This is a genomic window from Streptomyces sp. NPDC059718 (genome assembly GCF_042733315.1).
In the GTDB taxonomy this organism is placed as follows: Bacteria; Actinomycetota; Actinomycetes; order Streptomycetales; family Streptomycetaceae; genus Actinacidiphila.
Window position 1 is genome coordinate 157,358 of record NZ_JBHWGA010000013.1, and the last position, 19,176, is coordinate 176,533.

Sequence of the window (19,176 nt, forward strand, 5' to 3'; positions counted from 1 at the left end):
ACACCAACACGCGGCATTACTTTTTTTTTTCGGGTTTGGTGGGCTGTTTTTTGTTTATAACACCCCCCCCGGTAGAATTTGCGGGGGGGGCGCGGTGTCGCTCACCGGGCGCCCCTCCTGAAGGACGGGTTCCCCGGGGAGGCTCAGCCGAGGACGGTCTTCAGCTTCGCCACGTTGTCCTGCGTCACCTTCCACAGCGCCTCCTGGCGCCCGTGGACGTCGGCGACGGTCGCCGACAGGTTGTCCAGGATGCCGATGGAGCGCTCCGCGAGGATCGCGCCGAGGTTCCGGTCGTGGACCGAGACGCCCCACTCCGGGCGCTCGATGTCGGACAGGAAGTACGCCATCTTCGGGTGGGAGATGAGGCTGATGATGGGCGTGCCGCAGCCGAACGGGATCATGCCCGCGTGGCCGCGCATGCCGATCACCAGCTTGGTGCGCGCGAAGGCGGTGCGCAGCTGGTCGGTGTCGAAGTCGTACATCGGCTCGACCGGCAGCGAGATGCCGTACTCACGCCGCAGGTCGAAGACGAAGCGCTCGTCGTCCAGCGCGTGGGCGGCGTAGCGGACCTCGGCGTGCTTGCCGATGGCACGGACCGCGGTGGCCATCTCCCGGAGGAAGTGGTCGTAGTCGTGGCCGAAGCGCAGCCCGGCGCGGTCGTAGGCGCAGTTGATCAGCACCGTGTCGTCCCGCTCCACCGGGTCCTGCCAGCCGGGCACCAGGTGGCGGGAGACGGTGGTCGGGCAGGGCTGGAAGAGCACCCGGTCCTGCAGCTCCGCGGGGAGCAGCGCACGGACCTTCTCCACCGAGCCGTGGTTGCGCAGACCGAAGAACGCCGACTTGGAGACCAGCAGCCGCAGGCTCTCCTCGAAACGGCGGCGCGTGTACGACTGGCCGTCGAAGGCGTTGTAGCCCACCGCGAAGACCGCCAGCGGGACGTCGATCTTCTCCAGCAGCCGGTCCGGCACGTTCCACTGCCAGGCGCTGTTGCCGTTCGGCGAGGTGTCCGGGATGAACAGGCCGCCGCCGCCGATGACCAGGCCGCGGCGGGAGTTCACCCGCTCCAGGGCCGCCTCGTCGAACAGCTTGTGCGCGTGGATGGAGTGCCAGCCGCGGTCGCCGGTGTCCGGGCCGAAGCAGAGCCGGACCGTCTCGGGCAGGATCTTGTCGCCCGCGTTGCCCTGGCGCTCCATGTAGAACGCCACGTGCGCCAGCTGCTCGGAGGGGGCGCCGGTCTCGGCCGGGCGGGCGGCGATCGCCTCCGCGCGCTCGTACGAGATCCGGCAGGCGCGGTCGCTGACGTCCGCGTTGAGGCCGGCCAGGGCGTATTCGCGGGAGGCCGTGTTGTCGCCCAGGATCCACGCCATGTTCGCCAGCCGGCCGAAGGGGCGGGCGGCGGCCGGGGCGTGGGCGGTGGAGAGCAGCAGGTGCGCCGTGGCCTCCTCGTAGCGGGAGGTCGCGGCCAGGGCCTGGCCGAGCAGCTCGTGGGAACGGCTCTCGCCGGCGGGGATGGGGGAGCGGCCGAGGATCTCCACCGCGTCCTCGTACCGGCCCTTGGCCAGGTACGCCTCGGCGACCTCGCGGACCCCGTCGTGCCGGCCCTCGCTCGCCACGAGGTGGCGGCCGAAGTGGATCAGCAGGTCCGGGTGCTTCTCGCCCTCCAGGGCCAGGAAGCGCTCGACGAAGTCCGCGTGGGTGAGGTCGTACTTCTTCCACGCGGCCTCGGCGCCCGAGTAGCCGTGCTCGCCGCCGTTCCACGGCTTGTGACGGCCGGTGAAGTGCAGGATGACGACGTCTTCCTCGTCGGGGGAACGGTCGCCCGACAGCCGCCGCTTGACGAAGTTGTAGCGCGGGTCGATCTTGACGAACTTGCCCGCGAGCAGGGCGTTGAGGATGCCCTGGTCGTGCTTGTCGAGCTCGTACGCGCCGGAGGTGCCGACGGTGTCGATCTGCGCGCAGAACTCGTCGGTGAGGTACTCCTTCTGGATGACCAGCAGACCGCTGTTGAGCTTCGACTGGTCCAGCAGGAACTGCGGGACCGCGCCGACGCCGTGCCGCATCCGCAGCAGCTCGCCCAGGTCGCCGAGGACGACCATGTCGGTGTCGAGCGTGATGACCGTGTCGTAGTCGCGGATCCGGAAGACGTCGAGGATGAAGTACGCCTTGCGGATCAGGTAGTTCTCCGGATCGCCCTTGACGAAGTCGTCGTAGCGCTCGGGGACGACACGGCGCATGACGACGCGCGGGTGCAGCTTCCGGATCTCGGTGACCGAGGCCGGCTGCAGGTCGTCGTAGAGGACGACGAAGTCCTCGCAGAGGCCGGGGTTGGTCAGGGCCAGGCTGCGCAGCAGGGCGAGGAAGCCGGGCAGGTAGTTCTCGTCGACGTACGACGCGAAGGCGACGCGGCGCTTGCCGGTGAGCGTTTCGCTCCGGGGCGCCGGAACCGGGACAGAGGCGGTCATCGGAGCGATATCCTCATTTCAGTGACGTCCTGGGCGCGGGCCATGACCCAGTCCTTCTCGTCCGCGTAACCGTGCGCGGTGGCGATCGGGAGCTTCATCGCTTCCTGCAGGCGGTAGGCACCGCTGTCGTAGAAGTCGAACCCGATGAGGTCGATCTTCGGGTTGACGTCCAGGAAGTCCAGCAGCCACAGCATGTTGAAACCGCTGGTGGGGATGGACGGCATCACGTCCTCGCCGATCCTGCCGATCTCGCGGACCGGCCAGCGCAGCGTGCGGTCGCCGACGTAGCGCTGGGCCCCGGGGACCAGACGGCGGCGGACCGAGTTGCGCCACTGGTGGTGGCTGCCGCTGAAGACCAGTCGCGTCTGGACCTTCTTGTCCCAGTTGAAGTTGTGCAGGTGGATCGTCGCGTGGATGTCGGTCTTGGTGCCGGTGGCGGCCGCCTCGATCCGGTACGAGTTGAAGCGGACGACGAGGTCGTAGGAGTCGATCTCCTGACCCATCGTGCCGGAGCCCACCCGCTGGGAGTTGGCGACCAGGCAGATCGTCTTCCCCGCGATCAGGTTGCGGAAGTCGCTGAGGCCGACCATCTCCGAACCGGTCAGCGCCGGGTCCGGGATCGGGTCCAGGTCGCGCAGCCGGCGGTCGTCGGCGTACAGCTCGAGCAGCCGCGTCGAGCCGGCCAGCCGGCCGCGGTCCCGCTCCAGACGGAGGTTCACGTAGTCGGTCAGCGCCGCGCGCACCGAGGTGGCGGAACCGTCCTGCTCGCTCATCCCGACGAGCGCGGCCACGAGCCGGGGCTCGGCGCGCTCCCAGTCGCCGGCGTCCTTGAGGGCCAGGCCCTCCGCCCACAGCTCGGTCTCCGGGACGCCCGCGAACTCACGGGAGCCGGGGGCCTCCTTCTGGAGCAGCTGCAGCGTCTGCGCGAGGCGCTCGCCGCTCTCCTGCAGCTTGGTGATGCGGCCCGCGATGTTGAGGTCGTCCTTGGGGGTCAGCGCCAGGAAGCGCTCGTACGCGGCGATGGTGGCGGCGTCGTCGCCGATCGCGTCCATCAGGCGCGCCCGCAGGCGCCAGCCGGCCCGGGACTGCTTGCGGACGCCGAGGACCGTCTCGGTGATGCGCATCGCGAGCCGCAGCTCGTCGGCGCCGTGCACGTCCACGGCCTTGTTGCCCACCTCGAGCAGGGCGTCGAAGACCTCGGGGTTCGACTTCGGCCAGGTGCTCTTCCCGCCGGTGAGCGCGGCGGCGTCACCCGGATCGGTCATCGCGGCGGCGTACCGGGCCAGCAGTTCCCGGATCGCCTCGGCGAGCTGGCCCTTTCTCCAGTCCAGGTTCTTGGCGAGCTTGCCGCCGTGGACGGCACAGGACCGGACGCACTCGGCCACGGAAACCGAAGCGATCGGAATATCCGCGCCCGCGGAGTTGTCCAATCTTTTCTCGAGCCATCCAGCCCGGAACTTGACCATGCTGCTCCCAACAATGACACGGCCGCTGGGGAGAACTGCATGGGTTTCCCGCGCGGATCAACAGACGCCGCCCGGGCACCTCGACGCACATGGACACGCGCACGGCACATGGGGCGGAGGAGATCACCGTAGGGAGTGGATATGACGTTCAAGTGAACGAGGATCTAATCGGATGCGAACGGGGAAGGCGGCGGTCGGGAAGCATCGCGGGCGGCATGGGGAAAGGCGGGAGTTCGTATTCCGTATTCCTTGCGTTCACCTTGTCGAAGCATTCCCGACGCCCCGTCTGGATCTAGTCCGATACGCTTGTCCTCCGGCACCGTCCGGGGGGCCGGAGTCCGTGGCCCGCGTCGAGATCGTCTGGATTCCCAGGTGCCCAAACTTTCGGTAATCGTCCCCTTCCGCAATATTCAGCCGTACGCGCACGACATGTTGTGCGGGCTGGCCAACAATGCGGGGGCGGACACCGAGTTCATCCTCGTCGACGATCACTCGACGGACGGCACCCCGGAGATCCTGGCCCACTGGGAGCGCCGGCTGCCGGGCATGAGGGTGATCCGGCACGAGCAGAACAAGGGCGTCGCCCAGTCCCGCAACAGCGGACTGGACGCGGCCGGCGGGACGTACGTGACCTTCCTGGACGGCGACGACTGGTACGCCCGCGGCTACCTCGACGAGCTCGTCGCCGGCATCGAGCGGCTGGACTGCGACTTCGTGCGCACCGGGCACGTCAAGGCCACCGGCACCGAGCGGGTCGTGCACCGCCCCCCTGCCAGGCGCTGGGACGCCGTGCTCGACCCGCGCGACGCGATCACGCCCTCGCACGTGTCGACCATGGTCGACTACCCCTTCGTCTGGGCCGGGATCTACCACCGCCGGCTCTTCGAGGACGGCGGCATGCGCTACAGCACCAGCCTGCGGACCGCGGAGGACCGCGAGTGGGTCTGGCGGCTGCACCTGACGGCCCGGTCCTTCGCGGTGATCCGCCCGGTCGGGGTCTTCTACCGGCGCGGGGTCAGCGACTCGCTCACCCAGATCAGCGACGGCCGGCAGCTGGACTTCATACCCGCCCACGACGCGATACTCGACGACGTGCTCGCCGACCGCGAGGCCGAGCGCTTCCTGCCCAAGATCGTCCGCACCTACTGCGCGCTGATCGCCTTCCACATGTCCAACGTGCGGCGCTACGACGCCGGGACCGGCAGGCAGCTCAAGCGGCAGTCCGCCGTCGCCCTGGCCCGCATGCCGCAGGAGGTGCTGGACCGGACCCTCGCCGAGATGGACGTCCAGCGCGCCCACGTGCTCCAGCGGCTGCGCGCCGACGCGCGGAAGGCGGCCTGACGATGACCCTGCCGACGGCCGAACGGGCTGAGGAGAGCATGAACCACGACCGGGCCCAGATCTTCGAGGTCTCGACCCTCTACGGCGCCGCGACCCTCGCCGCCGCCCTGGACGCCGGCGCCTTCGGGCCCCGTACCGGCACCCGGCGCATCCTGCTGGTGAGCAACAACGCCCCGGTCCCCGAGACGGTCGTCCAGCTCTCCGACATGCACGGGTACCAGCGGATCGTCACCCGTTTCGACGAGGTCGTCTCGTGGAACGAGGTGATCCACCCGCACCGGCCCTCCAAGTGGGCCCCGCTGGAGGACGAGAGCTCCATCTGGCAGCGGCTGTTCCGGCACTCCTGGGGCCTGGGCGACGTCCCCGTCGAGCTCGTGGTGGAGTCCATCCAGGTCAACCCGGCACGCGCGCTCGCCACGATCTTCGCCGAGAGCGCCGTCCACGTGTACGCGGACGGCCTGATGAGCTACGGGCCCACCCGTGAGAAGCTGCCGGGCCCCCTCGGCAACCGCGTCCAGCGGGTCCTCCACCTCGACCTGGTCCCCGGACTGCGTCCGCTGCTGCTGGCGGAGACCGGCGCGGAGCCCGAACTCGTCCCCGACGACGCCTTCAGGGCCGTGCTCAAGGAGATCGCCGTGGAGGCGGCGGACGACCCCCGGCTCACCGCCCTCGCCCAGGACCCGCCGACCGCGGTGCTGCTCGGCCAGTACCTCGCCGCCCTGCGCATCCTCACCCCGCAGGAGGAGGAGGAGCTGCACGTCACCATGGTGCGCGGCGCGATCGCCGCGGGTCACCGCTCGATCGTCTTCAAGCCCCACCCCACGGCGCCGGCCGGCTACTCCAAGGCGATGGAGGACGCCGCGGCGGCCGAGGGCGCGCGGCTGCGCGTACTGGACGGCCCGCTGCTGGCCGAGACGCTGTACGAGGTCTGCCGGCCGGAGCTGGTCGTCGGCTGCTTCTCCACCGCGATGCTCACCGCGAGCGCCTACTACGACGTCGCGATCGCGCGGGCCGGGACCCGTCTGGTGCTGGACCGGCTCACGCCGTACCAGAACAGCAACCGCGTCCCGCTGACCATCGTCGACCACCTCGTGCCCGACGTCGCCGGCCCGGGTGCCCAGGGCGGGGCCGCCGCGGAACTCGCCCCGCTCGTACGGGCCGTGGGCTTCTGCATGCAGCCCAGGATGCACCCCGGGCTGCGCGAGGAGACCGCGGCGTGGCTGCGGGACCACCTCGGCCCGGACACCGAGTACTACTTCCGGCGCCGCCGCCTCACCTCGCTGGGGCTGCCCGGCGGCGGCCCGCTCAGTGCCGCCCAGCGGCTGCGCGGCAACACCACCGTGCGCCGCATGGCGCGCGTGGCCCGCCGCCTCCGGTCCCGCCGCTAGCCGCTAACGACCGACCTGCCCCAGCCAGGTCAGCGTCCGCCGTACCTCCAGCGAGAACGGGTGGTGCGGGCCGTGCACCCGGTCGGAGTCGTACAGCAGGCGGGACAGCACGTCGTGGGCGGCCATGCGGTCGCCCACCGACAGCAGCAGGTGGCCGATGCGGCGCCGCACCTCCAGCGGCAGCTCCGGGTCGGTGGCGCGGTACTGCTCGAAGGAGGGCAGCAGCGCCCGGTACTCGGCGAGCGCCGCCGGGGCCTCGCCCAACTGCTCCAGGCACTGCGCGGCCTCGTAGCGGTACTGCAGCGACTGGCGGCCCAGCGGCCCCGACTCGGCGGCCAGTTCGTCCGCGAGCCGGCGCAGCTCCGGCAGGGCGCGGCGGTACTGGCCGTCCTCCATCAGCGTGGCCGCGTACTGCTTGCGCAGCATCCGCACCACCGGTGACTGCTCGCCGTGCTTCTCCGCGGCGGCCGGCAGCACGCCGCCCAGGATGTCGACCGCCTGCGTGATGCGTCCGGCGTCGAGCAGCCGCTTCACCTCGTCGACGGCCTCCGCGATGCCGTGGCCCGCGGGGGCCCCGGTCGCGCCCGGGGCGGGAGTGGGCTGCGAAGGGGCGGCCGGCCGGTCGGGCCAGGGCGCGAGCGGACGCAGGAAGGGGCGGGTGGGGTCCATCGGCCCGAGGGAGCGGTGGACGACGCCGGGCACCGGCAGCAGCGGCGCCAGCCGGCGGTAGGTCTCCTGGGCGTCGGCCGGGCGGTGCTGCGGGTCCTTCGCCAGCAGTTGCAGCACGAGCGCCTCCAGCGGTTCCGGCACCTCCGGGCGCACCTGCCGCAGCGGCACGGGCTGCTCGTACAGGTGCCGGTGCAACACGCCGAGCGCCGTGGCGCCCGCGAACGGGACGGTGCCGCTGACCAGTTCGTGCAGCAGCACCCCGAGCGCGTACAGGTCGGTGCGGGGCCCGACGGCGCCGCTCATCGCCTGCTCGGGCGCCATGTACGCGGGCGTCCCGATGGGCGTGCCGGTGTGGGTGAGCCGCGTCGTGTCGGTGTCGAGCACGGAGGCGACGCCGAGGTCGAGGACGACCATGGTGCCGTCCGGGCGCACCATGACGTTGCGGGGCTTGAGGTCGCGGTGCACGATCGGCACCGCGTGCACCGCCGACAGCACGGCGCACAACTGCGCGGCCACGGCGACCGCCCACGGCCAGGGGTAGGGGTCGTGCTCGGCGAGGTGGTCGGCGAGGTCGGCGCCCTCCACGTACTGCATGACGAAGTACAGCTCGTCCGCGTCGCTGCCCGCGTCGTGGACGGTGACCAGCCCCGGATGGTCGACCTGGGCGGTGACCCGGCACTCCCGCTCGAAGCGCCGGCGCAGTTCTTCGGCGTCGGCGCCGCCGGCCACCTTGTCCGGGCGCAGCAGCTTCACGGCCACCCGCCGGTCCAGCCGCCGGTCGTACGCGGTCCACACCTGGCCCATGCCGCCCTGGCCGAGGACCGTGGCCAGCTCGTAACGGCCGGCGACGATCCGTCCGTTCACTGACCGCCCTCCTGCTTGCGCAGCAGGTCGCTCAGCTCGTCCAGTTCGGCGCGCACCTGGTTGATCCGGGGCGGGTGCGGGTGCGGGTGCGGGGGCGCGGGCGGCTGCGGCGGCACGGGGGCCTGCGGCGCGGGGGGCGGGGGCGGGGCCGTGCGGTACGGGTTGTAGTCCACCGGCGGCTGCGGCGGCGCCTGCTGGTGCGGCGGGGGGTACGGCACGGTCGTGGCGTACGACGGGTAGCCGGGCACCGCGGCCGCCCGGTGCAGCGCCAGGTCGGCCACCAGGTAGTGGACGCCGACCAGGGGGACGAGGGCGATGGCGGTGAGCATCGCCACGTCCGTCCAGGGGCTCTCCTCCGGCAGCGTGCCGACGGTCGCGAAGGAGGCGATGCTCACCGCGGTGCCGATCCAGAAGAACACCCAGTCCATGGTCCGGCGCCGCTGGATGGCCAGGTGCAGCAACGGGAGGCCGGACAGGAAGCCGCAGCTGATCGCGGTGATCGTGAGGAAGATGACACGGAGCGTGGTCGCCGTGGCCTTGGACTGAGCGGGTGGGTACGGCGGGACCGGGCCGGGGCCGTTCATCACTGCTCTCGTACTCCCTGGACATCAGTGCGGAGGACAGCTGCGGGTGGTATCGCGAGAGTATCCGCCGTCGCCGACGGGCTGTCACCCGATCCCGTAACTATTCGGGACGCACCGTGCCGTCGGTCAGCCCGTCGTAGAGCCCCTGCACCAACTGCTCACCCAGCTGTCCCGCCAGCCGCAGGGTCTCCTCGAAGGCGGCCAGGGTGCGGAAGCGTTCCCCGTACCGGCGCTGGTCGGCCGGCGGCAGCCGCGGCACCTGGAGCCGGCGGACGTCCAGCCGCGTCGCGGTGGAGGCGTAGCTGCTGGCCTGGCGGTTGTTGGCGGTGCCGCGCAGGAAGCCGGCGAGGAACCAGGGGTCCAGGGCGGCCGGGTCGGGGCGCAGCAGGTGGAGGTTGCGGCCGAGGGCCGCCCCGGCGGTGGCGGCGTCGACGACGCGGGCGGCCGAACCCCGGCCGAGCACCGGGACGACCACGTCGCCCTCCCGCGTCAGGACCGGCTCCTCCCCGGGCGGCCCCTCGGGCAGGCTGCCGCTCGGCGCGCCACCGCCGAGGACGTCGTGCTCGGTGAGCACGGCGGGGCCGCCGTCGGGGCGGGCGCTCCCGGTGCCGCCCGCGCGCAGCACCAGCGCCCCGGCACGGGCCAGTTCGCCGACCGTGGTGAGCGGCCAGCGGGCGGGCTCGGCCGCCCCGGCGGGGGCGGGGGTGAGCTCGGCGGTGCGCAGCAAGGTGGCGGCCAACCGGTCGCGCACCCCGGCGAGTTCGGCCGCCCCGCCGCCCGCGGCGGGCGGCGGCAGGTGGCGGGCGGGGGCCAGGTCCACGTCGTCGTCGAGCAGGTCGATGACCTTCAGGGCGCGGCTCACGCCGGGCCGCTCCTCCGTGGTGCCGTGCCGGTCGAAGGAGTGCCAGGCGTCCAGCACGGTGGCGCGCACCGACTGCCAGGGCACCTTCTCACCGCCGGGGGCCGCGTCCTGCGACCCCGCGGTGTCGACCAGCAGCAGGTGCGGGGAGGCCGCCGTGCCGGCGCCCGGCCTGCGCAGCACCCACAGGTGGAGCGGGATGCCGTACGGGGGCGCGGCGCCGGCCGGGAGCGCGACCACCGCGCGCAGGGCGCCGCGCCGCAGCAGGTCGGCCCGGATCCGGCGGCCGGAGCGGCGCGAGGCGGCGGCGGGCGGCATCAGCAGCACGACGGTCCCGCCCTCCCGGACCCGGGCCAGGCAGTGCTGCACCCAGGCGAGTTCGGACTCGGTGCGGGCCGGGAAGCCGTACTCCCAGCGGGCGTCGTAGGCGAGGTCCTCGTGGCCCCAGTTGCGCTCGTTGAACGGCGGGTGGCACAGCACCGCGTCGGCGGCGAGCCCGGGGAAGGCGTCGGCGCGCAGGCTGTCGCCGCCGGCCACCCGCACCACCGCGGCGGGGTCGGCGTGCAACGCCAGCCGCAGCGCCGCCAGCGCGGCCAGGTCCGGGTCGGCCTCCTGGCCGTACACCTCGTGCGGGGCCTCGACGGCACGCAGCAGGGCGCCGGTGCCGCAGGCGGGGTCCAGCACGGTACGGGCGGGACCGGCGAGCGCGGCCATCAGCTCGGCGGGCGCGGCCGGGGTCAGCGTGTACTGCCGGGGGTTGGCGTCCAGGTGGCGTCCGAGCAGGAACTCGTAGGCTTGGCGCGGGCCCATCCCGGCGGCGAGTTCGGCGGCGCCGCGCAGCAGTTCGGCGTCGACGGGGGTGCCGAGGGCGAACCGTCCGCCGAAGTGCCGCTCGAAGAGGTCCCGTACGGCGCCCTCGGCTTCGGCTCCCTCCATCCGGGGCCCGTCGGCGGGGTGTTCACGGACCAGCAGGCAGACGGCGCCGGCCTGCCGGAGCGCGGCCGCGGTGCCCGAGGGATGGGACTCGGCCCGCTGCCAGACCCGTTCACGCAGCGGGACCTCGGCGAGTTTGCCCTGGGCGCGGAGCCAGCTCTCGACCTCCGACAGCGCGAAGGCCGGGCTGGTGTCGGTGCCCCCCACCGGCTTGGGGAAGTCGGCGTGCCTGCGGCGCCAGTTGCTGACGGCCGCCCGCCCCACCCCGGCCAGCCGTGCGATCCCGGCTGCGGTCACCTCGCTTGCGTTGTCCGGCACCTGGCTGGCTCCCTTCCCGCGACGGGGGTGCGGCTGTGGCCCCGAGCATACCGGTGAACGAAAGATCCGACCCTTCGCGCGTGAACTCATGTGGATCGAGATTTTATGTTGACTCGGTTCACAGCTCATGCTGTGATTGACCCATCGGTTCACGAAGCCCGGGTGCTCCGCCGGCCCGCAACCGTCATCCACACGCTGTCCACCAAGGGGGACGACCCTCATGACCACCACTCGCGGAGCGCTCACCGCGCTCGGCTGCGTCACCGCCGCCCTCACCATGGCCGCCTGCGGCCCGCTCGGTGGCACGGCGAAGCCGGCGTCCACCGGCCTCGCCGACCAGCCGGCCACCACCATCGAGAAGAAGGCCGTGGCCGCCATGAAGTCCGCCCCGGCGATGACCGTCGACCTCGACGGCATCTCCGACGGCGAGCGGATGAAGTTCCGCATGGCGATGACCAGGACCGGCGACTGCAAGGGCGAGGTCACCGCCGAGGGCGGCACCGTCCAGCTCGTCAAGGCGGGCCCCTCGCTCTACATGAAGGGCGACGACGCCTTCTGGAAGTCCCAGGGCTCCGACGGCGCCGCGATGAAGGACCTCCTCGCCGGCCGGTGGATGAAGACCAAGGCCGACACTCCGGACAACAAGGACCTCGTCGAGGCCTGCGACCTGAACGCGTTCCTCGCCGAGGTGGAGAAGGACTCGGACGGCGAGCTGGGCGGGAAGAAGGGCGAGCCCACCACCGTGGCGGGCACGCCCGCCGTGCCGATCACCAGCAAGGACGGGGCCGAGACCACTACCGCCTACGTGGCCACCGAAGGCAGGCCGTACGTGCTGAAGGTGGTCGTCAAGGGCGGCAAGGAGCCCGGCACGATGCTCTTCTCCGACTTCGACGAGTCGGCCGCGATCACCGCCCCGGCGGCCAAGGACACCGTCGACATCGACAAGCTCGCCGGCTGAGCCACCGGCTACGATCCCCGGGCCCTGGCGCGCGCCGCGCCAGGGCCGTCCCCTTCCCGAGAACGGCGGAACGCACCATGGAAGACCGGATACCCGACGACATCGCCGCCCTCGCCGCGGCCGAGGGCCTCGGGCGGCACCGCCTCACGATCATGCCGAAACGGCACGGCTTCCTGATGACGTGCAACTTCGTGTTCATGATCCTCGTGGGGCTGGCCTGCTTCGTGCTGCCCGGCCTCTGGTTCCTCCACCATGCCCTGCGCACCCCCAACTTCTCCCGCAAGGCCGCCGCCCGGCGCCTCCACTTCTTCGAGTTCGGGCTGGTCGAGATCGACCACGCCGGCGTGCCCGCCGCCTTCCGCTGGGACTCGATGACGGTGCTGCAGGAGATCACCGAGTCCTACGTCAACGGCGTCCACGTCGCCACCGGTTACCGCTACACGCTGCACAAGCCGGACGGCACGGTCCGGAAGATCCTCAACTTCTACGCGGAGCCGGAGCGGTGGGGGCCGTTCATCCAGCAGGAGGTCGCCGGGTTCCAGCTGCCGGGAATGCTGCGGATGCTGGCGGAGGGGCGGACGCTGACCTTCGGGGACATCTCGGTCAACCGCTCCGGCGTCGCGACGCCGAGGCGCGGGGCCGTCACCTGGCAGGAGATCGAGGGCGTCCGGGTCGCCGACGGCGTGCTCGTGCTGAAGAAGGCCGGCAAGTCCCTGTCCTGGTCGTCCAAGAAGGTCAAGGACATCCCGAACTTCCTCCTCTTCCTCTCCCTTGTGGACGAGCTGCGCCGAACCGCCGCCGCGCACTGACCGTTCGGGCGCCGTACGCCCCCTGCCGGGCCCCACCTCCCACCCCTTAGAGTGCCAAGGTGCGTACAACCAGGGCGGGAACGGCAGCGGCAGCCGTCGCCGTGCTGCTCGGCGTGGGTCTGGCCGGGTGCACGGGCGAGGGCCTCGGCAGCGGCACGGGCAGCGGGGCCGGGAGCGACGGGGCGCCGAAGGGCAGCGCGCTCAAGGCGGTCGGCGACCTGGCGGTGAAGGGCCGGGCGCCCAAGACGGGCTACGCACGGGACGAGTTCGGCGCGGCCTGGGTGGACACCGACCACAACGGCTGTGACACCCGCGACGACATACTCCGCCGGGACCTCACCGGCACCTCCTTCCGCGCCGACCGGGGCGGGGACTGCGTCGTCGCCTCGGGCACCCTCGACGACCCCTACACCGGGAAGCGGATCGACTTCACGCGCGGCCGCAGCACGGTCGACATCGACCACGTCGTGGCGCTCAGCGACGCCTGGCAGAAGGGCGCCAAGTACTGGTCCCGCGACAAGCGCAAGCAGATCGCCAACGACCCGCTGAACCTCCTCGCCGTCGACGGCCCGACCAACCGCGGGAAGGGCGACGGCGACGCCGCGACCTGGCTGCCGCCGGACAAGGCCTTCCGCTGCCCGTACGTGGCCCGCCAGGTGGCGGTGAAGAAGAAGTACGGGCTGTGGGTCACCGGGGCCGAGAAGGCCGCCATGGAGAAGGTGCTGGGCACCTGCCCCGACGAGCCCCTGCCGGACGCCGGCAGGCCGGTGACGTCCGGCGGCGGGAACGGCGGCGGCGACAGCGGCGGCTCCGGTTCGGGCGACGGGAAGGAGGGCACCGCCCCCTCCCCGGGTGCCTCGTACGCGAACTGCGCCGCGGCCCGCGACGCCGGCGCGGCCCCGCTGCACCGCGGGGACCCCGGCTACTCCCGGGCGCTGGACCGCGACGGCGACGGGGTCGCCTGCGACACCTGAGGTGCCGGGGATCGTTTGTGCAGTGTGTTGTGCGGATCGCTGGATATCCCGGTGCCCTGCTCAATATCCTCGATCACTGCATCACTGCCAGGTCGTGCACCGTCGCTCGATCCCTTGCCGGGAGGCAAAAATGCTCCGCCGCAGGACTGCTCTCTCCGCCACCGCCGCCGCAGCCGTGCTGCTCGCAGCGCCACTGCTGACCTCCTGCGGCACGCCGCACGCGGGTGCCGCGGCCGTCGTGGACGGCCGGCAGATCACCGTGGAGACGGTCCAGGCGAAGGTCGCCGCGGTGCGCGCCGCGCAGGAGAAGACCCCGCAGGCCGCCCAGCTCATCGAGGCCAGCAGCGACCTCCAGCGCAACGTCGTGCACCGGCTGGTGCAGAACGAGGTGATCGAGGAGGCGGCGCAGGACGTGGGCGTCTCCGTCACCCGCAACGAGCTCCAGGAAGCCCGCGGGGACACCGAGAAGCAGGCGGGCGGCAAGGCGGCGCTGGAGGCCCAGCTGCTGCAGACCTACGCGATGGTGCCCGCCGACATCGACGAGAGCATCCGCACCGACCTGCTGATGCAGAAGGTCGCCGCCCACTACGGCGCCGACGTGCAGACCCCCGAGGGCCAGACGGCGCTGATCAAGGTGCTGCGCGACACGTCGAAGAAGCTGAACATCGACGTCAACCCGCGCTACGGGAAGTGGAACTCCGACAAGCTCGACCTGGACGCCACCAAGGACCCGTGGCTGACCGAGGTGAGCCGCCGCGCCGCCCAGGCCTGATGCACCGGAACCGGGGCCGGGTCCGACCTCGGACCCGGCCCCGGCGCCGTTCCGCGGCGAGGTAGTTTCGTCGGGTGGACCACTCCGATGACTCCGCCCGCCCGGGCCGCCTGGTACTGCTGACCACCACCCACCGGGTCGCCCCCGGCCTGCTCTCCTGGCCCGCCTGGGAGCTGCTGCGCGCCGCCGACCTGGTCGTCTGCCCCGACCCGGAGCATCCGCAGCTGCCGTACCTGCGCGAGGCCGGGGTCGCCGTCGAGCCGTCCGCGCCCACCGGGCGGGAACTGGTCGACCTCACCGAGGGCGGCCGCACCGTGGTCTACCTGGCCGGCGGCGAGGGCGACCGCGCCGTCACCGACGAGCTCGCCCGGCTCGGCGGCTCCGGCCGGGTCCGCATGCCGGACCTGGAGCTGGTGCCCGGGTCCTACGACCTGCCGGGCGCGCGGCTGCTCGACCTGGTGCAGGTGATGGACCGGATCCGCCGCGAGTGCCCCTGGAGCAGCGTCCGTACCACCCGGGAACTGGTGAAGTACGGCATCGAGGAGGTCTACGAGCTCGCCGAGGCCGCCGAGGAGGGCGACCGGGAGGCCCTGCGCGAGGAACTCGGCGACGTGCTGCTGCAGGTCGTCTTCCACGCGCGGATCGCCCAGGACGACCCGGAGGAGCCGTTCTCGATCGACGACGTCGCCGCCACCATCGTGGAGAAGCTGATCCACCGGCACCCGCACGTCTTCGGCGACGAGGTCGCCGAGACGCCGGAGGACGTCCGCGAGCACTGGCTGCGCACCAAGGCGGAGGAGAAGCGGCGCGGCTCGGTCACCGAGGGCATCCCCCTCGGCCAGCCCGCGCTCGCCCTCGCCGCCAAGCTCGGCTCCCGGGCCCGCCAGGCGGGATTGTCCGTGGCCGTCCCCGGCCAGGACGCCGCCGACACCGGTGAGCGCCTGCTGGCGCTCGCGCTCGCCGCCCAGGAGGCCGGCATCGACCCGGAGTCCGCCCTGCGGGCCGCCGCGCGCCGCTACCGGGACGCGATCCTGGAGGCCGAGAAGCAGGCCTGACCCTCCGCTCCGGGTCTTACCCGCTGTCCCGAGTGAGTTGGGACAGAGCGGGTAAATGGGTCATATGATGCGAGCACTGGAACAGATCCAGCTGGCCGTGCCGCACGACTACATCGTCGGCATCGCGCCGCTGGTAGTGGGCATTTTCCTGGTCGGGATCCTCGTCGGCGCGGTGTCGATCGGGATGTGGGCCCGGGGCAAGGAACCGCCCCCCGAGCAGAAACCGCAGCCCCGTGGCGGGGCGTGGCACACCCGCCAGGAGTACGGCCGGGAGACCCCGGCCGACCACGGCCCCGGCCACCAGGACGGTGAGCGGCACACGCTCACCGAATGGCGGGAGCCGGACGAATGGCCGCAGGACGGCGTCCGGCGCCTCCCGCACTCCCTGAAGGGCTTCGGCAACTGGGGCTCCCACGGCGTGCCCGGTCCCGAGGGCGCCACCCGCGGCCCCGAGGGCGGCACCCGCAGTCCCGCGGGCACCGCGGGCGGGTCCCCGGGCGGCGTTCCCAGAGGCGCACCGACCCGTTCCGGGCCGGGACAGGAGGAAGGCGGCAAGGAAGAGCACTGAGCCGCGGCCACCGGGCCCGGCCGAGGCCGCTCTAGGCTGGCGGCCATGCGCATCGACGTAAGGCACGCGTGGCCGCGCGACGAGGCGGAGGCCCGGGCCCTGCAGGACCGGCTCCGTCCGCTGGCGGACCACCGCGGGCCCGGCCCGCAGCGACCGCGGTACGTGGCCGGACTGGACGTCGCCTACGGCGGCGGTCACGGTGCCGAGGGCGACACCGTCGCCGCCGCCGTCGTCGTGCTCGACACCGCGGCGCTGGCCCCCGTCGAGCAGGTCACGGCGACCGCCCGGGCCACGTTCCCGTACGTCCCCGGGCTCTTCGCCTTCCGTGAACTGCCCGTGCTGATCGACGCGCTGGAGAAGCTCTCCGTCACGCCCGACCTGCTGCTCTGCGACGGCCAGGGGCTGGCGCACCCGCGGCGCTTCGGGCTCGCCTGCCACCTGGGCGTGGTCACCGGCCTGCCGGCGGCGGGGGTGGCGAAGACGCCCTTCGTCGGCACCTGGGACACCGCCGCGCTCGGTGACGCCCGGGGATCGACCGCGCCGCTGGTGGACGCGGGGGAGACGGTGGGACGGGTGCTGCGGACCCAGGCCGGGGTGAAGCCGGTCTACGTCTCGACCGGCCACGGCGTCGACCTGGACACCGCCTGCCGCCATGTGCTCGCCCTGGCCCCCTCCTACCGCCTCCCGGAGACGACCAGGCTCGCCGACCGGCTCAGCCGCGACCGGCTAACGTCATGGGGTGCATGAGAGCGTGACCCCCGACCCCGGCATCCCGGCCGCCCCCGAGCTGTTCACCTGGCAGTTCGCGACCGATCCGTACCCCGCGTACGCCTGGCTGCGCGAGCACTCCCCGGTGCACCGCACGACCCTGCCCAGCGGGGTGGAGGCCTGGCTGGTCACCCGGTACGCGGACGCCAAGCAGGCGCTGGCCGACGCACGGCTCAGCAAGAACCCCGTCCACCACTCCGAACGCGCCCACGCCAAGGGCAAGGTGGGCATCCCGGGCGAGCGCAGCGCCGACCTGATGACGCACCTGCTCAACATCGATCCGCCCGACCACACCCGGCTGCGGCGGCTGGTCTCCAAGGCCTTCACCCCGCGCCGGGTGGCGGAGTTCGCGCCGCGGGTGCAGGAGCTCACCGACCGGCTGATCGACGGTTTCGCCGCCAAGGGCGAGGCGGATCTCATCCATGAGTTCGCGTTCCCGCTGCCGATCTACGCCATCTGCGACCTGCTGGGCGTCCCCGCCGAGGACCAGGACGACTTCCGCGACTGGGCGGGCATGATGATCCGGCACGGCGGCGGCCCGCGCGGGGGAGTGGCCCGCTCGGTGAAGAAGATGCGGGCCTACCTGCTGGAACTGATCCACCGCAAGCGCTCGGAGCTCGGCGACGACCTGATCTCCGGGCTGATCCGGGCGAGCGACCACGGCGAGCACCTGACCGAGAACGAGGCCGCCGCGATGGCCTTCATCCTGCTCTTCGCGGGCTTCGAGACGACCGTCAACCTCATCGGCAACGGCACCTACACCCTGCTGCGCCACCCGGAGCAGCGGCGGCGGCTCCAGGACTCCCTCGCCCGCGGCGAGCGCGAGGCGCTCGCCACCGCAGTCGAGGAACTGCTGCGCTACGACGGGCCGGTGGAGCTGGCGACCTGGCGGTTCGCGACCGAACCCCTCACCGTCGGCGGGCAGTCCGTCGCCACCGGCGATCCGGTGCTGGTCGTCCTGGCGGCCGCCGACCGCGATCCGGAGCGCTTCGCCGACCCGGACACCCTGGACCTGTCGCGCCGCGACAACCAGCACTTGGGGTACGGCCACGGCATCCACTACTGCCTGGGCGCCCCCCTCGCGCGGCTGGAGGCGCAGTCCGCCCTGGCGACGTTGCTGACCCGGCTGCCGGACCTGCGACTGGCCGCCGAGCCGGCCGACCTGAGGTGGCGGGGCGGCCTGATCATGCGGGGCTTGCGGACCCTGCCGGTCGCCTTCTCACCGGAACGTGACTGACAGGACGTCAGAACGTGATCTTCGCGTGATCCGTGAGACACCGACTTGTGATGCATGGGCCAAGACCACTACCGTCGGGCGCCATCGCAGTATTCGAATGTGAAAGGCGATGCCGCAATGCTGAAGTCCGGGAACGGCCGACACCGCAAGCCGCGTCAAGCCCCGACCGCCATGGTCGCGGTCGCGGCGACCGGGGCGGGCCTCACGCTCCCCCTCTTCGCAGCGAGCGGCGCCAGCGCCGCCGACGCCAACAGCACCTGGAACGCGGTCGCCATGTGCGAGAGCGGCGGCCTGTGGAGCTCCAACACCGGCAACGGGTTCTTCGGCGGCCTGCAGATCACCGAGGAGACCTGGGAGCAGTACGGCGGCGCCCAGTACGCCGAGCGTCCGGACCTCGCCAGCCGCAACGAGCAGATATCCGTGGCCGAGAAGATGCTCGCGGAGCTCGGCCCGGACGCGTGGTCCGGCTGCGCCGACTCCTCCGGGCTCACCGACGCCCTCGACGACCTGCTGCACGGCGGCAAGGACCAGGACGGTCAGGGAACGGGCGACTCCACCGGCTCCGGCGACCAGGACACCGACGGGGACGGCGCCACCTCCGGCGACGACAGCACGGGCACCACCTCGCCGGGCACCGACCAGGACACCACCGCCACCCCGGACGCCGACGCGACCGAGGGCCCCGACGCCTCCGCGACCCCCTCCGCCGACGACAAGGGCAAGGGCACCGGCAAGCACCGCAAGCCGGAGGCCGGAACCGCCACCGACGGCACCGCCACCGGGAACACCGCGGGTTCGACCGGTACCCGGAACAGCGACCCCGCCGGCCTGCCGGCCCACTTCGTGGAGGGGGAGGCCGCCTGGGGCGTCGTCCCGCTCACCACCGACACGCGCGCGGAGACCAAGAAGGCCGACACCGGCCGGGACAGCGGCACCAGCGCCAAGACCACCACCGGCAGCCGCTACCTGGTGCAGGAGGGCGACTCGCTCTGCGAGATCGCCATGGAGCAGCACGTCGGCGGCGGCTGGCGCGGCCTGTACGACGCGAACCGCGACGTCATCGGCGACGACCCGAACGTGATCAGCCCCGGCTCGTACCTGGACCTCGGCCGCTGAGTCCCCCGCGCGCCGCCGGGCCGGGAGTCCACCCC

16 protein-coding genes are annotated in these 19,176 nt (G+C 72.4%); 11 read left to right on the forward strand and 5 right to left on the reverse strand.

The genetic code is table 11. The annotated features are described in order from the left end of the window. Window positions 1–143: 143 nt before the first annotated feature. Both ACFV3E_RS17370 and ACFV3E_RS17375 read right to left on the reverse strand, forming a co-directional pair. Window positions 144–2,462, reverse strand: coding sequence for a glycosyltransferase (locus ACFV3E_RS17370; RefSeq protein WP_500535421.1), 2,319 nt, complete (start codon window positions 2,460–2,462; stop codon window positions 144–146). Beyond that, entirely contained in the window at window positions 2,459–3,847 is a 1,389-nt protein-coding gene (locus ACFV3E_RS17375; RefSeq protein WP_500535422.1) for a glycosyltransferase family 29 protein, read from the reverse strand. The genes ACFV3E_RS17370 and ACFV3E_RS17375 overlap by 4 nt, the downstream gene beginning before the upstream one ends. A gap of 453 nt (window positions 3,848–4,300) precedes the next feature. Between ACFV3E_RS17375 and ACFV3E_RS17380 the strand changes: the two genes are divergently transcribed. Then, window positions 4,301–5,269, forward strand: a complete 969-nt coding sequence (locus ACFV3E_RS17380) for a glycosyltransferase family 2 protein (protein ID WP_500535423.1) — start codon at window positions 4,301–4,303, stop codon at window positions 5,267–5,269. Window positions 5,270–5,271: 2 nt separating this feature from the next. Further along, the gene (locus tag ACFV3E_RS17385; protein WP_500535424.1) at window positions 5,272–6,657 is read left to right on the forward strand and encodes a polysialyltransferase family glycosyltransferase; all 1,386 of its coding nucleotides are present in this window, start codon (window positions 5,272–5,274) and stop codon (window positions 6,655–6,657) included. A 3-nt stretch (window positions 6,658–6,660) separates the two neighbouring features. On the opposite strand, the gene ACFV3E_RS17390 is transcribed toward ACFV3E_RS17385, so the two are convergent. From ACFV3E_RS17390 to ACFV3E_RS17400, 3 genes are all read right to left on the reverse strand, one after another. Next, complete coding sequence (locus ACFV3E_RS17390) at window positions 6,661–8,190, reverse strand: protein kinase domain-containing protein (protein WP_499512235.1); 1,530 nt, start codon at window positions 8,188–8,190, stop codon at window positions 6,661–6,663. Continuing rightward, window positions 8,187–8,774, reverse strand: a complete 588-nt coding sequence (locus ACFV3E_RS17395; protein ID WP_500535425.1) for a hypothetical protein — start codon at window positions 8,772–8,774, stop codon at window positions 8,187–8,189. The genes ACFV3E_RS17390 and ACFV3E_RS17395 overlap by 4 nt, the downstream gene beginning before the upstream one ends. Window positions 8,775–8,874: 100 nt before the next feature. After that, on the reverse strand, window positions 8,875–10,884 hold the full coding sequence (locus ACFV3E_RS17400) for an N-6 DNA methylase (protein ID WP_500535426.1): 2,010 nt from the start codon (window positions 10,882–10,884) through the stop codon (window positions 8,875–8,877). 220 nt (window positions 10,885–11,104) lie between these two features. On the opposite strand from ACFV3E_RS17400, the gene ACFV3E_RS17405 reads away from it, so the two are divergent. From ACFV3E_RS17405 to ACFV3E_RS17445, 9 genes are all read left to right on the forward strand, one after another. Continuing rightward, window positions 11,105–11,842: a hypothetical protein gene (locus ACFV3E_RS17405; protein ID WP_500535427.1), complete on the forward strand. Its 738-nt coding sequence runs from the start codon at window positions 11,105–11,107 to the stop codon at window positions 11,840–11,842. A gap of 77 nt (window positions 11,843–11,919) precedes the next feature. Beyond that, window positions 11,920–12,651 carry a DUF6585 family protein gene (locus ACFV3E_RS17410; RefSeq protein WP_500535428.1) on the forward strand — a complete coding sequence of 244 codons (732 nt, stop codon included), beginning with the start codon at window positions 11,920–11,922 and terminating at the stop codon, window positions 12,649–12,651. 59 nt (window positions 12,652–12,710) lie between these two features. Continuing rightward, window positions 12,711–13,625: a GmrSD restriction endonuclease domain-containing protein gene (locus ACFV3E_RS17415; protein WP_500535429.1), complete on the forward strand. Its 915-nt coding sequence runs from the start codon at window positions 12,711–12,713 to the stop codon at window positions 13,623–13,625. 130 nt (window positions 13,626–13,755) lie between these two features. Next, window positions 13,756–14,397 carry a SurA N-terminal domain-containing protein gene (locus ACFV3E_RS17420; RefSeq protein ID WP_500369002.1) on the forward strand — a complete coding sequence of 214 codons (642 nt, stop codon included), beginning with the start codon at window positions 13,756–13,758 and terminating at the stop codon, window positions 14,395–14,397. Between the two features lie 74 nt (window positions 14,398–14,471). Beyond that, window positions 14,472–15,452, forward strand: coding sequence for a nucleoside triphosphate pyrophosphohydrolase (locus ACFV3E_RS17425; RefSeq protein WP_500535430.1), 981 nt, complete (start codon window positions 14,472–14,474; stop codon window positions 15,450–15,452). Between the two features lie 64 nt (window positions 15,453–15,516). Next, window positions 15,517–16,020, forward strand: coding sequence for a DUF6479 family protein (locus ACFV3E_RS17430; RefSeq protein WP_500535431.1), 504 nt, complete (start codon window positions 15,517–15,519; stop codon window positions 16,018–16,020). A 45-nt stretch (window positions 16,021–16,065) separates the two neighbouring features. Continuing rightward, entirely contained in the window at window positions 16,066–16,767 is a 702-nt protein-coding gene (locus tag ACFV3E_RS17435; protein WP_500535432.1) for an endonuclease V, read from the forward strand. Continuing rightward, the gene (locus ACFV3E_RS17440) at window positions 16,760–18,025 is read left to right on the forward strand and encodes a cytochrome P450 family protein (protein ID WP_500535433.1); all 1,266 of its coding nucleotides are present in this window, start codon (window positions 16,760–16,762) and stop codon (window positions 18,023–18,025) included. Before ACFV3E_RS17435 ends, ACFV3E_RS17440 begins: the two co-directional genes overlap by 8 nt. 117 nt (window positions 18,026–18,142) lie before the next feature. Next, window positions 18,143–19,141: a transglycosylase family protein gene (locus tag ACFV3E_RS17445; RefSeq protein ID WP_500535434.1), complete on the forward strand. Its 999-nt coding sequence runs from the start codon at window positions 18,143–18,145 to the stop codon at window positions 19,139–19,141. Window positions 19,142–19,176 lie beyond the last annotated feature (35 nt).

Excerpts from the sequence above, each read along its gene's own strand:
- ACFV3E_RS17370 (WP_500535421.1), bottom strand. The coding sequence starts at position 2,462 with ATGACCGCCTCTGTCCCGGTTCCGGCGCCCCGGAGCGAAACGCTCACC.
- ACFV3E_RS17385 (WP_500535424.1), top strand. The coding sequence starts at position 5,272 with ATGACCCTGCCGACGGCCGAACGGGCTGAGGAGAGCATGAACCACGAC.
- ACFV3E_RS17395 (WP_500535425.1), bottom strand. The coding sequence starts at position 8,774 with ATGAACGGCCCCGGCCCGGTCCCGCCGTACCCACCCGCTCAGTCCAAG.
- ACFV3E_RS17405 (WP_500535427.1), top strand. The coding sequence starts at position 11,105 with ATGACCACCACTCGCGGAGCGCTCACCGCGCTCGGCTGCGTCACCGCC.
- ACFV3E_RS17410 (WP_500535428.1), top strand. The coding sequence starts at position 11,920 with ATGGAAGACCGGATACCCGACGACATCGCCGCCCTCGCCGCGGCCGAG.
- ACFV3E_RS17420 (WP_500369002.1), top strand. The coding sequence starts at position 13,756 with ATGCTCCGCCGCAGGACTGCTCTCTCCGCCACCGCCGCCGCAGCCGTG.
- ACFV3E_RS17430 (WP_500535431.1), top strand. The coding sequence starts at position 15,517 with ATGATGCGAGCACTGGAACAGATCCAGCTGGCCGTGCCGCACGACTAC.
- ACFV3E_RS17435 (WP_500535432.1), top strand. The coding sequence starts at position 16,066 with ATGCGCATCGACGTAAGGCACGCGTGGCCGCGCGACGAGGCGGAGGCC.
- ACFV3E_RS17445 (WP_500535434.1), top strand. The coding sequence starts at position 18,143 with ATGCTGAAGTCCGGGAACGGCCGACACCGCAAGCCGCGTCAAGCCCCG.